Origin of the sequence: Pseudarthrobacter sp. H2 (assembly GCF_050157045.1) — a bacterium.
Lineage (GTDB): Bacteria > Actinomycetota > Actinomycetes > Actinomycetales > Micrococcaceae > Arthrobacter.
In genome coordinates this window covers 2014058-2026969 of record NZ_CP189594.1, presented here as the reverse complement: position 1 = coordinate 2026969, position 12912 = coordinate 2014058, and the positions used below count along the sequence as shown (strand labels likewise).

The 12912-nt window shown below is 65.7% G+C and carries 13 protein-coding genes and 2 pseudogenes; 6 read left to right on the top strand and 9 right to left on the bottom strand.

The genetic code is table 11. From position 1 onward, the window contains the following. Positions 1 to 179: 179 nt before the first annotated feature. Positions 180 to 806, top strand: a pseudogene (locus ACQCSZ_RS09625) (inorganic phosphate transporter); the annotation flags it as partial. Between the two features lie 282 nt (positions 807 to 1088). On the opposite strand, the gene ACQCSZ_RS09620 reads toward ACQCSZ_RS09625, so the two are convergent. Then, on the bottom strand, positions 1089 to 2483 hold the full coding sequence (locus tag ACQCSZ_RS09620) for an IS1380 family transposase (RefSeq protein WP_427006197.1): 1395 nt from the start codon (positions 2481 to 2483) through the stop codon (positions 1089 to 1091). 494 nt (positions 2484 to 2977) lie between these two features. On the opposite strand from ACQCSZ_RS09620, the gene ACQCSZ_RS09615 reads away from it, so the two are divergent. Further along, on the top strand, positions 2978 to 3649 hold the full coding sequence (locus tag ACQCSZ_RS09615; RefSeq protein WP_427007772.1) for a hypothetical protein: 672 nt from the start codon (positions 2978 to 2980) through the stop codon (positions 3647 to 3649). Positions 3650 to 3778: 129 nt separating this feature from the next. On the opposite strand, the gene ACQCSZ_RS09610 is transcribed toward ACQCSZ_RS09615, so the two are convergent. Beyond that, on the bottom strand, positions 3779 to 4234 hold the full coding sequence (locus ACQCSZ_RS09610) for a MerR family transcriptional regulator (protein ID WP_427007771.1): 456 nt from the start codon (positions 4232 to 4234) through the stop codon (positions 3779 to 3781). Between the two features lie 184 nt (positions 4235 to 4418). On the opposite strand from ACQCSZ_RS09610, the pseudogene ACQCSZ_RS09605 reads away from it, so the two are divergent. Beyond that, a pseudogene (locus ACQCSZ_RS09605) lies at positions 4419 to 4724 on the top strand (MFS transporter); the annotation flags it as partial. A gap of 96 nt (positions 4725 to 4820) precedes the next feature. On the opposite strand, the gene ACQCSZ_RS09600 reads toward ACQCSZ_RS09605, so the two are convergent. Further along, a complete protein-coding gene (locus tag ACQCSZ_RS09600) occupies positions 4821 to 5210 on the bottom strand; it encodes a heavy metal-responsive transcriptional regulator (protein ID WP_427008299.1) in 390 nt (129 codons plus the stop codon). Between the two features lie 267 nt (positions 5211 to 5477). Here ACQCSZ_RS09600 and merA point away from each other — a divergent pair, with 267 nt between their 5' ends. Next, positions 5478 to 6920: a mercury(II) reductase gene (gene merA, locus ACQCSZ_RS09595; RefSeq protein WP_427007770.1), complete on the top strand. Its 1443-nt coding sequence runs from the start codon at positions 5478 to 5480 to the stop codon at positions 6918 to 6920. Between the two features lie 102 nt (positions 6921 to 7022). Beyond that, entirely contained in the window at positions 7023 to 7703 is a 681-nt protein-coding gene (locus ACQCSZ_RS09590) for a haloacid dehalogenase type II (RefSeq protein WP_427007769.1), read from the top strand. A 294-nt stretch (positions 7704 to 7997) separates the two neighbouring features. Here the strand turns inward: ACQCSZ_RS09590 and ACQCSZ_RS09585 are convergent, their stop codons facing one another. From ACQCSZ_RS09585 to ACQCSZ_RS09565, 5 genes are all read right to left on the bottom strand, one after another. Beyond that, positions 7998 to 8546 (bottom strand): carboxymuconolactone decarboxylase family protein, encoded by a 549-nt coding sequence (locus tag ACQCSZ_RS09585; protein ID WP_427007768.1) that lies wholly within the window; start codon positions 8544 to 8546, stop codon positions 7998 to 8000. A gap of 80 nt (positions 8547 to 8626) precedes the next feature. Continuing rightward, positions 8627 to 8926 carry a DUF427 domain-containing protein gene (locus ACQCSZ_RS09580; RefSeq protein WP_427007767.1) on the bottom strand — a complete coding sequence of 100 codons (300 nt, stop codon included), beginning with the start codon at positions 8924 to 8926 and terminating at the stop codon, positions 8627 to 8629. After that, a complete protein-coding gene (locus ACQCSZ_RS09575; protein WP_427007766.1) occupies positions 8923 to 9711 on the bottom strand; it encodes a Crp/Fnr family transcriptional regulator in 789 nt (262 codons plus the stop codon). The genes ACQCSZ_RS09580 and ACQCSZ_RS09575 overlap by 4 nt, the downstream gene beginning before the upstream one ends. Further along, positions 9708 to 10160 (bottom strand): hypothetical protein, encoded by a 453-nt coding sequence (locus ACQCSZ_RS09570; protein WP_427007765.1) that lies wholly within the window; start codon positions 10158 to 10160, stop codon positions 9708 to 9710. The genes ACQCSZ_RS09575 and ACQCSZ_RS09570 overlap by 4 nt, the downstream gene beginning before the upstream one ends. A 153-nt stretch (positions 10161 to 10313) precedes the next feature. Further along, positions 10314 to 10922 (bottom strand): class I SAM-dependent methyltransferase, encoded by a 609-nt coding sequence (locus tag ACQCSZ_RS09565; RefSeq protein ID WP_427007764.1) that lies wholly within the window; start codon positions 10920 to 10922, stop codon positions 10314 to 10316. A 146-nt stretch (positions 10923 to 11068) separates the two neighbouring features. Here ACQCSZ_RS09565 and ACQCSZ_RS09560 point away from each other — a divergent pair, with 146 nt between their 5' ends. Beyond that, positions 11069 to 12499, top strand: a complete 1431-nt coding sequence (locus tag ACQCSZ_RS09560) for a dihydrolipoyl dehydrogenase family protein (RefSeq protein ID WP_427007763.1) — start codon at positions 11069 to 11071, stop codon at positions 12497 to 12499. On the opposite strand, the gene ACQCSZ_RS09555 is transcribed toward ACQCSZ_RS09560, so the two are convergent. Further along, on the bottom strand, positions 12481 to 12606 hold the full coding sequence (locus tag ACQCSZ_RS09555) for a hypothetical protein (protein WP_427007762.1): 126 nt from the start codon (positions 12604 to 12606) through the stop codon (positions 12481 to 12483). The two genes, ACQCSZ_RS09560 and ACQCSZ_RS09555, sit on opposite strands and share 19 nt — an antisense overlap. Between the last annotated feature and the right edge of the window lie 306 nt (positions 12607 to 12912).

Genomic DNA, 12912 nt, shown 5'->3' with positions numbered 1-12912 from the left:
TCTGCGTCTCCGGGTGATGTTTTGCCGGGCCGCCCTTCCCGCGTACGATCTATGGGGTTTCAAGCTGCATTGCCGTTGGCCGCAAGTCATTCCATCCGAACTCCGGATGAACACTGCGGGGCAGGACGGCAACGGGGAAGTGAAACTGCTGACCGTCGACTCTGCAGATTGGGCAACAGGTGGAAATCACCGTAATGGTGGCGCTGGTAATCTCGCTGGCGCTGTTCTTCGACTTCACCAATGGATTTCATGACACCGCCAACGCGATGGCCACTCCCATCGCTACCGGTGCCATCAAACCGAAGACGGCAGTCGCCCTGGCGGCTGCACTGAACCTGGTGGGTGCGTTCCTGTCCACGGAGGTAGCCAGGACCGTCTCCGGCGGCATCATCCGGGAAGGATCCGAGGGAATCCAGATCACCCCGGACATCATCTTCGCGGGCCTGATGGGCGCCATCCTGTGGAACATGGTCACCTGGCTCAAGGGCCTGCCCTCGAGTTCCTCCCACGCCCTCTTCGGCGGCCTGATCGGCGCCGCAATTGCGGGCATCGGCATCCACTCGGTGAACTTCGAGAGCCTCATGCAGAAGGTCATTCTCCCCGCGCTCTTCGCCCCCCTGATCGCAGGCGGCGTGGCCTACCTGTGCACCAGGCTGGCCTATGCGCTGACGTCCCGGCACGACCCGGAAACCGGGGACAAGCTCACGCAGAAGCGCGGCGGGTTCCGCACCGGCCAGATCTTCACTTCCAGCCTCGTGGCCCTCGCCCACGGCACCAACGACGCGCAGAAGACCATGGGCATCATGGGGTGGCTTGTGAATAAGTGAAATATCCGACGCTAGCTGTGGTGCCCTGCTAAAAGTAGGTTGGGCGTCCCGCCTCCTGGAATCGGCCGGGACTAGCCTCGATCTTTCATGAGGCGTGGTTTCCAGTGGGTCTGGGCTTACCGGCTGCCTGACGGTTCCTATGGTGGCATTTGGGTGTGACATTTGGACCGCTGGCCTGATGGCGGTTGTCGGTGACAGGTTCCACACCGGTCAGTGATGCTGGTGCTTTCTGGATGAGCGGCGGACGGTTGGCGGTCCAGGTTATGGCGGGCTCAGTACTGCGAGGCGTTTCATTCCTTTGAGCAGCAGCGTCACGTCCGGTGCTGTCGCGGCCAGGTGCAAGGTGGTTTGGCGGGCGTGGCTGGCGATTTTGCCGCCGATTTCGAACAGCCTGGCGCGGAGTTTCTTAGGCTCCCAGCGTCTGGCCTTTGTGCCGGTGAAGGCAATCATTTGGGTCCAGGCCATGATCTCAGCGGCGAGCATGACCACGTGGCACCAGAGTTCATTGCCGGTAAAGGCGTGGAAGGGCAGGTTGGCCAGGCCGGTGTCTTTGGCGTTGCGGATCCTGTCCTCGCAGCGTGCCCGGAGCCGGTGGCGGACCTCCAACGTGGCCAGATGGCCCTTTTCCTGGTTCGTCGCGATGGCCGTGTACCGGTGCCCGTCGATGTCGGTGATCCGCAGCTGGGCGCCGACGTGCGGGATTTCCTTGCGGACGATGACCCGCATCCCGGCAGGCCATGAGGACAGGTCCAGCATGCCGGTGATGTCGGCGACCCAGGCGCCGTCACGCTCAACCCCGTCGCTGTCGTACGCCTTGGTCCACCCGTCTTTGGCGACCAGGGGCAGGACAGCGGCCACCGCACCGTGGATCGGGAACCCCACGGAGTAGGAGAAGTTGCGACCCTTGGCAGTCAGCCAGTCCAGGAACCCGTGCGTGCCGCCGGCGGAATCGGTGCGGATCATAATCTTCCTCCCCGACCGGTACCCTTTCGGGAGTTGTTTGACAGAGTCCTTCACGACCTGGATGTGATCACTGACCGTGTTGGAGCCGGCATTGCCGGGCCGCAGCAGGGTCACCAGCGGCTCACCGGTGCCCAGAATCCCGTGGTCAAGGAAGGAACACAGCGGGTGGAATCCGAAGCCCTTCTTCCACGTTGGACGGGCGTCTTCCTTCTCTGAATGGGAATTCAGGAGGGACGCGTCGAGGTCGATGACCAGCGGATTCCCGGCGCTCACCGCGTGCAGGGGTGAATCCTTCCCGGCTTGCGCCCACACATGGGCCCGAGCCTTGGCGCGGGCGCCGTTGATGGCCGCCAGCGCCCTGGCAGGCTTTACTGTTGCCAGGATCTTGAACAGCCGGCTGATCGTCGGATCCGAGGCCACGAGCCCGTACACCTCGGGCTGGTTGCGAAGCCGGTCAATGTCAGACACACTGTCGCCGCCCGTGGCCAACGACAGGGCGAGGTCGGTGAGGATTTTGCCCGGGTCGTGCGTGGCAAAGGGCTTGCGCCACGGCTCCAAAGCCTCCGACAAACCAGCGCCAAGACCAGCCCCCTTCACCATCGACGTCAGGATCACCCCGCCAGCCTGCGACACCACCCCGTCCCCGGAAGAATCAACACGGACAGACGGGTAAAAGCCGGTAAAGTAACTCACCTGCAGGGTGCTCCTGATGTGTCATGAAAAATGTTGTGTGGTAACTACATTTTCCCACGTCAGGGCACCTTTCAGGCTTTAAACACGCGTTCCAGCCACTCCCTCATGAAAGACCGAGGCTAGAAATCCGAGACGTTCTGCCCTCCAGCCGAACTCGACGCCCAGAGGAGGCCGAGCTGGAGTATTCGCGCAAGGCGTCAACGATCGTTCCAGTCAGGGCCAGGACGTTCTCATCGGTGAGGTCCAGGGCAGACACCGATTGACGTTCACCCCGGGGTGGCGGTGGGTGCGAACTGTCGCTCGTTCTCCGGGTCACTTTTGTGGGTCGCTTCGACCAGCTTCGATATGACCTGGTGCGGTGTTCACGCCACACCAGCGGGTTTGCTCGCAACCTCGCCGTGAGGTCCTTGTGTAGCGTGGCAGCTACACGGAAACGCAGATCCTACAGCGGGTTTGAATAATTTCAGTTCTGCAATCACAAGGACAAGACCGGAATGGCTGAAATTCGCACGAGGCGCTACGCAGCAGCCCTGGCGGTCGTCACCGTGCTGACCGGACTGAACGCCTACGCGCTGACGACGTTCGACGTCGTGGGTGTCCCGTTTGTCTTTGGGACGGCCCTGCTCGTGCAGCTGCTGCTGATCATTTCATTCGCCTTTAGCCTCGTCATGGCGCTCCATACGCCGCTGAAGATCATCTTCTCCATCCTGGCCTCCGCCGGGCAGGGCATACAGGCAAATCCATACATCGTCAGTCTGCGAGGGCGTTACCCCCGCCTCACGCGGTGGGCTGGCCAAAGATTCTCCCGTCAGCACCCCTACGGGCTGGTCCTGACGGCCGGCGTCGCGGCCGCAGCCGCCAGCCTGCTGCTTTTCCTGAACATCACCCAGGCAGTCGTGCTCCGGACCTCCTTTGCGGGCCTGGACCAGCGAATCCTCAATCTTGTCCCGCACATCCGCACATTCACACAGAACGCTCTCTTCAGCGTCCTGACCTTCGCTGCCAGTTCGGCCTCGTTCGCCGTGTTCGTGATTGTTCTGACGTTGGCATCCTGGCGGGCGCGAAAACTTTGGCTCCCGGTTCTGTTTGCCGGTGCGTTCCTTCTCAGGACCATCGGTTCCACGGCGGCCAAACACCGGCGAGGACCGGCAGGCGCTGCTGGATGACCTTCTGGCCATCATCACCGACCCGGCCGTGCCTGATGAGCAGATCGGCGGGTTGATCCGTGGTGACCGGATCGGGTGGCCCCGCCTGCGATCCGCGGTGGCGCAGGCTGCCGCGCGATCACGGGCACTTCACGGCTTTGGGCGGCTCGTAGGGGTATCTGTCTGAATGCTCTCCATGCGACGGTGTCCGGCATTAACGATTGGGCATCCGTCGTGCGCTTCGCCGGGCAGGGCCTCGGAGTCGCGCGTGGCGACCAGGGCGGATCTCAGAACTGCCAGGTGGGCGATGGTGTCGTCTATGTCCTGGACGCGTTGTGTGAGAATGCCGCGGACGGTTGCGCAGGGCGGCGTTCCTGATTCTTCCTGCATGGTGAGGATGCCCGCTATGTCGTCCAGGGCGAGCCCGAGGGAACGGGCGCGCCGGATGAACGCCATGGTGTCGATATCATCCGCGGTGTACAGACGGTATCCGCCGGAACTTCGCGGCGGGGTCCGGATCAGCCCGCGTCGCTCGTAGAGCCGGATCGCTTTGGGCGTGAGGCCCGTGTCTTTGGCGGCCTGGCTGATCGTGAGCAGGGTTCCCATTATTTCCTCCTTGTATTGACGTTACCCCCGGGTCAAGGTTTTAGCGTGGGACGTACGAGGAGGAGGTGGAGGAAATGGCTTTACAACTAGGTGAGGTCTACCGTTGTCCGGATGCGTCGTGCGCCTGTGAGATCACGGTGACGAAGGGTGCAGCGGAAGGCCACGGAGGGGACAAGAACCCAACGTGCTGCTGCGGGCACAGCATGGAGAAGATCAGCTGAGCGGACGAACGCCAGGTAGGCCGCCGGGCATCCGGGCGGTTTTCGCGCGCCTGGCATACCGGCAGCTCTGGGCGGCGCGCACGGCCTCACCCGCCGGTGACGCTTTCGCAACCGTGGCGCTGAGCCTGCTGGTGCTGGATCTGACCGGCTCCGGTCTGGGCGTGGCCGGTGTTGTCGCTGCCGAAATCGTGCCGGTTCTTCTGCTCGGTCCGGTGGCCGGGATCGTCGTGGACCGATGGAGTCCGGTGCCGGTGATGGTCTGCGCGGATCTGGCGAGGATGGTGTGCCGCGGTTGCGCGTCTTATGTATTCCTTGGGCCTGCGGAAATTCAGCGGTGCAGGACGGGCGCCGGGATCTGGTCGGGTTTAGAGGTAGCTGCAGATGCGTTCGGGGTCGCAGGCGGCGGGGTCCCCTGCGGCCGCGGCGTCATGAAATTCGGCGACGGTTGCACGCAGCGCGGTGAGTTCTGCGATCCGGGCGTCGAGGTCGCGGAGCTGTTCGGCCAGCAGATCCCGCACGTGTACGCAGGGGGCCTGGCCGACGTCCCGGACGGAGAGGATGTCACCGATCTGGGCCAGGGTCAGCCCGGCGGTGCGGCCGCGGCGGATGAATTCCAGCCTGCTGACCGTCTGCTGGGCGTAGTCGCGGTATCCGTTCGGTGCCCTGTCGGCGGCCGGCAACAGGCCCCGGTCCTCGTAGAACCGCAGGGTCTTGGTCGTCATGCCGGCGGCTGCGGCGGTTTCGCCAATGCGCATCATGCACCTCTTGTCCCGGGGGATCTCCCTTTTGACCTTCCAGTTTAGTGGAAGGTCAAGAACGGGTCCAGGAACCCGTGTGTGCTGTCCCGGCCGGGAAAGCCAACCCTTTCCGGGCCCGTTGAGCCGGGTCAGGGCTCCGCGGTTCCGTGCCGGTGGCTGGTCGGCCTCTTGACCTTCCCCCGTGGTGGAAGGTGCAGACTGGGGTCAGACCCATACACGAGGCACCGTTGCGGGACGGCGCTGCTGTACGACTTGGAGGATTTCATGTCTGAACCAACACCTGGGTTTGATTTGGCCGTCATCGGCTCCGGCGGCGGAGCGTTCGCGGCCGCGATCCGGGCCACCAACCTGGGCAAACGGGTCCTGATGATAGAGCGTTCCACCGTGGGCGGGACGTGCGTGAACACCGGCTGCGTTCCCTCCAAGGCATTCCTCGCCGCGGCAGAGGCACGCCACGTCGCCCTGGACGGAGCAGGCCGGTTCCCAGGCATCAGCACCTCAGCCGGGCCGGTGGACATGGCCGCGCTGATCGGCGGGAAGCGTTCCCTGGTGGAGACGATGCGTTCGGATAAGTACGTGGACCTGATCGCGGACTACGGCTGGGAACTGCGGCAGGGTAACGCCGTGTTCGCCGGCACCCAGGACGATCCGGTCCTGGAAATCACCGGACAGGACGAGACCCGGGAATCCGTGAGGGCCGCGCACTATCTGGTCGCCACCGGGTCGGCCCCGTGGGCGCCCCCGATCGAGGGGCTGCAGGACACGGGCTACCTGACCTCGACCACGGCGATGGAACTCGAGGAGGTCCCTGACTCCCTGCTGGTGATCGGCGGCGGGTACGTGGCACTGGAACAGGCCCAGCTTTTCGCCCGGCTCGGTTCCAAGGTCACCATGTTGGTCCGCTCCCGCCTGGCCTCGGCGGAGGAACCGGATGCCTCGCGGGCCCTGATGGGCGTGTTCGCCGACGAAGGTATCCGCGTCGTCCGCCGGGCGGCCGTGTCCTCGGTGCGCACGGACCGGGCCACCGGCGGGATCGTTGCGACCGCGGCCGTCTCCGGCGGGCAGGAGGAATTCCGGGCCGCCAGGGTGCTGGTCGCCACGGGACGCCGGCCGGTCACGGAGGGCCTGAACCTGGCCGCGGTCGGCGTCAAGACCGGGGACGGCGGCGAGATCCTGGTCGACAGCCGGCTGGCCAGCTCCAACGCACGGATCTGGGCCGCCGGGGACGTGACCGGACACCGCGAATTCGTCTACGTCGCAGCATTCCACGGCTCCCTGGTGGTGGAGAACGCCTTCAACAATGCCGGCCGCGGGGTCGACTACCGGCACCTGCCCCGGGTCACCTTCACCAGCCCGGCCCTGGCCGCGGTCGGGATGACCGACCGGGAAGCCAACGCGGCCGGCATCCGGTGCGAATGCCGGGTCCTGCCCCTGGAATACGTCCCCCGGGCTCTCGTGAACAGGGACACCCGCGGCTTCATCAAGATCGTCGCCGACGCCGACACCGGGCGGATTGTGGGGATCACCGCCGTCGCGAAGGACGCCGGGGACCTGGCCGCGGCCGGGGTCTACATCCTGGAAGCCGGGATGACGGTCGAGCAGGTGGCGAACCTGTGGAGCCCCTACCTGACCATGGCCGAAGGAATCAAGATCGCCGCCCAGTCCTACACCACTGACGTCTCCAAACTCTCCTGCTGCGCCTCCTGACCCCCTGCCCCTCCACACCGGAAGAAGACCCGCCATGAACACTAACTTCATCCAACTCACCGACCGTCTCTGGGCACCAACACTTCAGCACAAGGAGAATCCATGAATACTGCACCGTCAGTCATCGTTTTTGATGTCAACGAAACCCTCTCCGATATGTCCCCCATGGGGGCACGCTTCAGCGAGGCCGGGGCCCCGGCTGAACTTGCCAGGCTCTGGTTTGCCACGCTGCTGCGCGACGGGTTCGCACTCACCGCCAGCGGGGACAACGGTTCATTCGCCGGGATCGGGAAAGAAGCACTCAGGGGGCTGCTCACCGGGGTGGAGCTTAACCGTGACCTGGACGCGGCGGTCGAACACATCATGGACGGCATGACCGGCCTCGGACTGCATCCGGACGTCCCCGAGGGGATCAGGGCACTCACCGCTGCCGGGTTCCGGCTGATCACACTCAGCAACGGCCCGGCCCGGATCGCCGGGAAGCTGTTCACGGCAGCAGGGATCCGGGACGCGTTCGAGATGCTGCTCTCGGTCGAAGACGCCCCCGCGTGGAAGCCTGCCCGGGCCTCCTACGCATACGCCGCCACCACCGCCGGGACTGATGCTGGGCGCATGCTGCTGGTCGCTGTCCATCCGTGGGACATCCACGGCGCGGCCCGCGCGGGACTGCGCACGGCGTGGCTGAACAGGACTGGGGCAGCCTATCCGGGCCACTTCGAAGCCCCGGAATTCACTATTACTTCCCTGCCCGACCTTCCGACGGCCCTGGCTACAGCGGGCTGATGCGGACCGGGCACGCCGGATCGCGGCCGTCATGCCCCGGCCCAGCGCCCGCCCAGTGGTCTATGGGGTGAATCCCTTGTCTTTGAGCCAGACTGCGGCCGCGTGCCGGGGTTTATTTTGCGGTCGCCGGAGACGTCCTGATTCAGTCTCAGCAGATCACCGGTGGTCAGGGTCCGTGAGACCTTGTTCAGCACCTCGGTGCTTTTAGCCCGAAGTTACGTGGGCCGTGTGGAAGGCGCCGGGGAGCGTGGAGCAGACGGGAGCAGACGCCTGCTCCTGCCGACTCGCGGTGTCTTAGGCGGTCAGTTCCGGGACGGCGGGAAGGTCCAGTTCTGTTCCGGCGTAGTGGTTGAAGTAGTTGGTGAACAGGTTTGCCGCGATGTGGGCGAACGCCTCGGACAGCTCCTCGGCGCTCCAGCCGGCGTCAAGGGCCGCCTGCCAGGTCGCGTCGGAGACGTTTCCGGTCCTGGCTGCGGCTTCGCGAGCGACGGAAGAGATGGCTTCGAGTTTGTCGTCGAAGTCCACTTCGCCGGCGCGGATCGCGAGGATCTGTTCGTCGTCGAGTCCTGCCCGGCGTGCGGAGAGGGTGTGGGCGGCCTGGCAGTAGTCACAGCCGTTCTGGTTTCCGACGGCCAGGGCGATGGCTTCGCGGGTGCGGGCGTCAAAGCTGCCGTGCGCCGCGATGGCGGCGGAGATCCCCTCGTAGGAGGCGATCACGGCCGGTGAGTGGGCCATTCCGGCGTGGATGTTGAGCAGCTTGCCCATTTTCTGCTCCAGTTTCCGGGCGATTCCTTGGGAGGCTTCGGGTGCTGTGGCAACGGTGTGGGCGGGAATGCGTGGCATGCGGGTACTCACTTATCTCTGGATTGATTGACAGGACAAAACTTTGGGCGGGGAAGAAGCCAACCGACGCGGGGGCACGGTCAGGGATGGTCATCACTGACGATGACGCCCCCGCCGGGAGCGAAGGCAACGTGGCCTTTGATCATCCGGGCCAGGGGTGTCGGCCGCGGGTAGGACCACGCGGCGTTCGGTGACCGGTGGCCTCCTGCGCGGACGTGGTGGTAGCGGGCGACACCTTTCCAGAAGCACAGGGTCCGGACCCGGCTGTCCTGAAGTGCGTCCGGCACTATGGATTCCGCGGGGAAGTAGTGGTTGCCTTCCAGATAGACCGTTTGCTCCGAGCGGGCGATCACCTGGCCATGGAACGTGGCGGTAATCATGAGGTACTCCGTGCCAGTTTTTGCAGGATGTCGCGGTCCTGGATGACGATGCGCCCGCGGCCCTGGCGGATGGCTTTCCTGGCCGTGAGGTCACCCATGATCTTGCTGGTGGCCTCCCGGGAGGCGCCCAGGAGGCCCGCGAGCTGTTCGTGGGTGAGGTGGATGGTCCGGGCCTGCCCGAAGCGCGTCGGCCCCGCGGCGTCACCGAGTTTGAGCAGGGTGGACGCCACCTGGGCGGCCAGCGGCCGCAGCGCCAGGTCGGTCAGGCGCTGTTCGAGGCGGGCGACCTGTTCGCCCAGGAGCCGCGAGATGCGGATGGCGATGCGGGGATCCGAGAGCAGGAACCGTTCGACTTCATCCACGCTGAGCTGGCAGATCGCGGAGTCTTCGATGGCCTCGGCGTAGTTGTCATACATCCGCTGCCCCACGAGCATCATCTCCCCGAATACCGCGCCCGGTTCCAGGATGGCCATCGTCAGGGCCTTGCCGTCCTCGGCGACCCGGAAAATACGCACCCGGCCGGATTTGAGGATGAACAGCGCCTTGACACGCTGGCTCTGGCTGAACAGCAGTTCCCCGCGGCGGAACAGCCGGGCCGGGGCCATGAGATCCATGGCCTCGATCTCCTGTGCGCTCAGGTCAGCGAACAGATCAACTTCATTCAAACAGCTGAACGGGTCAGCGGGTCCTGACATCAGCGGGTCTGCCTCTCGTTGCCGCGGGGCCCACGGGCGCAGGTCCCCGGAGACGGTGGCCGCCACATCGACCCGGCAGGTATCGGTCATGCCCGGCTCGTCAGGACGCGGACCGCCACCAGTCCCAGAATAACGCCATAGATCATGTGGCCCATGAGGCTCATCAGAGCGGCCAGGTTCAGGGCGAACAGGGGCATGCCCATCATGACCGGCATGATCATCAACGGCCCAAGGACCCACCAGATGGCCCCGTAACCGAGCCCGACCAGGGCGCCGCGGCCATACCCGGTCAGGAACCGGGTGCCGAACAACACCGTCAGGCCAAGGCCGATCAGCACCGAAATCATCAGATGGACGCCGAACCCGACCACCGCCGAATCGGAGCCGACCATGGACGCGATGACCGGCAGCATGCCCATCATCGCCATGAGAATCCCGAACACGACACCGCCGGCGATGCCCCCGGCGGCCCCGGCGAGAACGCGCCTGCCGATGCCGGTGCCGGACGTGGGACGTGAAAGAGCTGATGCAGAAGCCATGACGGCAACCTTCCATAAAAGAGTTTCTCGCTGACGTCTTCAACGTATGGCCGGCCCATGATGCCGTTCAGTAATCTGCGCTACACAGCAAATAAACATCGGGAGCTGCGCCCGGCGCCACGGTGAGGCCAAGGAGGTGAACCGGGCGGGGGCTCACCCGTCATGCATCATCTTTCCGGCCCGGATCTGGAGGTGCCCGCCCCGGGCCGAGGCACGCACGACGTCGACGCACCGTTCCTCGACGGCTCGCCAGTGGGCGGCGGTGATGTCGGATCCTCCCAGTGCGCAGGCCAGCCGTGCCAGCGGAGTCAGCCACCGCGCCCGTCCCTCCGGGTCCTGCATATCCACCACCCCGACCCGCGCATGCGTGGCGAGCAGTCCGGTCGTGTTCGTCCAGGCCTGCTGCCAGTCCCCCATGAGGGACAACGAGTAGGTCGCAAGGGCGGCATCGGAGACGGCCGAGCCCCCGCTCGCTTGGATGCGGGCGGCGGTTGACCGGGGGTCCAGCAGCACCATGTCCGCCTGGATCAGGATCACGTTCTGCCAGCCGCGGGCCTCGGCGCGGCGCAGCGCCTGGCGGAGCATTCCGGCGCTGCGGTCGATGCCGACGATGGTCCCGGCGGCACCGATGCGCTCCTGCAGCAGCGGAAAATTCAGTCCTGTTCCGCATCCGATGTCCAGCACCTGCTGGCCCGCTGTGGGGGCCAGGGCATCGATGCCGAGGGCCCGCCCGGCATGATAGACAGGGTATTCGCCCGACAACAGGTCGTAGAACGGGGCAAACAGCGTGTATTTGTCGCGGATGGAGGGGCTCCTTCAGGTTTTCCGGCGCAGCGACGCGGTTGGCGGACAAAAGCACAGCGGCAGGCGCACTGTCCGGCATTCAACAACACCACCAGGAGTCCATCATGGTAGTCGAGAACCCGATCGTAGACCTCCTGGTGGTCGGAGGCGGGACGGCCGGAATCATAGGTGCCACCACGGCGGCCGGGTTCGGCGCACGAACCCTTCTGGTCGAGCAGGCCCGCACCGGCGGGGACTGCCTGTGGACCGGCTGCGTCCCGTCCAAGACCCTCCTGTCGGCAGCCGAACACGCCAGGACCGGGCGCGCGCTGACCGGGCAACCTCCGAAATTCGCCGCGGTGCGCCAGCGCATCTTCGCCGCAATCAGCACGATCGAACCGGTCGACTCCCCTGCGGCACTCGAAGCCGCCGGCGTGCAGGTCATCACGGGCACCCTGACGTTCCGCACCCCCGGGGTGGCCGAGGTTGACGGCAGAACGATCCGCTTCCGGCAGGCGTTGATCGCGTCCGGCGCAGCGCCGGTCAGCACCGGCATCCCGGGACTGGCCCCCGCGGCGACTGTCACCTCGGACACGATCTGGGAACTCGATGCCCTTCCGGCGCGGCTGGCCATTGTGGGAGGCGGCCCGGTCGCCTGCGAACTCGGGCAGGCCTTCGCCCGCCTCGGATCCGAGGTCACCATGATCGTCCGCTCCGGGATCCTCCCCAAGGAGGTGCCCGACGCCGCCGGCCTCGTCCGGGACAGCCTGGTAGCCGACGGTGTCCGCATCCTCGAGAACTCCACGGTCGAGAACGCCGTCACCACGGATGCCGGATCCCGGCTCCGGCTTGCGCACGGCGCTGATGTGGACGCCGACGTCGTTCTCCTGGCCACCGGACGCTCCCCACGCACCGCGGGTCTTGGCCTGGAACGGGTCGGGGTACGGCTGGACGAGGACGGCCATGTCATCACGGATTCGCGGATGATGACCTCCAACCCGCTCATCTGGGCCGCGGGAGACGTGACCGCGAACCCCCAGTTCACCCATCTGGCCGGCGTGCATGCGTCGGTGGCGGCCTCCAACGCGGTGCTCGGGCTTAAACGCCGGGTCAGCGGCATCGTGCCGCGGGTGACGTTCACCTCCCCGGAGGTGGCCGCCGTCGGGCTTACCGCAGCCGATAACCGCCTGCAGCACCGTGCCAGGACAGTCCGTCACACCCACGTCGACCGGGCCATAACCGAAGACACGACGAGAGGCTTCACCCGGCTCATCGTGGACCGGCGGGGAAAAATCCTGGGCGGCACGATCGTCGGTCCGCGGGCCGGGGAATCTCTTTCCGAGCTGACCCTGGCGGTCCAGAAGGGGATGACAACGTCCGACATTGCCGGGACGACCCACCCTTACCCCACTTTTTCGGACGGTGTGTGGAATGCCGCCGTCGCCGATGTCCGGGAGCGTCTGGCCTCTCCGGTGGTCCGGCGGGCCATGACGGGGCTGGTCAGGTTCCGCCGCCGCTGGCTGGACAAGACCTCGCCTCACCGCAGGGACCGGTAGCCGGCGATAATCCGCTGGGCGCTGCTGGCCATGACCAGCAGCGCCCAGACGGATGCGATGTCCCACGCGGCGCCCGGAAAGATCAGCCAGAGGCTGTGCACGGCCACGGTCCCGGCACCTTCGCTCAGCCCGCCCAGGAACGACAACGACCGGCCGGCCCGGAGCTGGCGGCCGGTTTTTTCGGCGATGGAGGAGAACGCCAGGAACGCTGCGCCGTTGATGGAGTAGGAGCTTGTGAATTAGTGAACCTGCCGACGCTAACGGTCTATCGATCTCGCAGCCCATTCATGCCATATTTCATGAGCAGGTAGGGGCTGATGGCCTGGAAGAGTCCGGCGAGGTTGCCACCGAATCGGCCCCTGCTCTTCCGTTTCCTGCCCCGGCAGCCGATCACGTCGCTGGCGCCCAAAGCC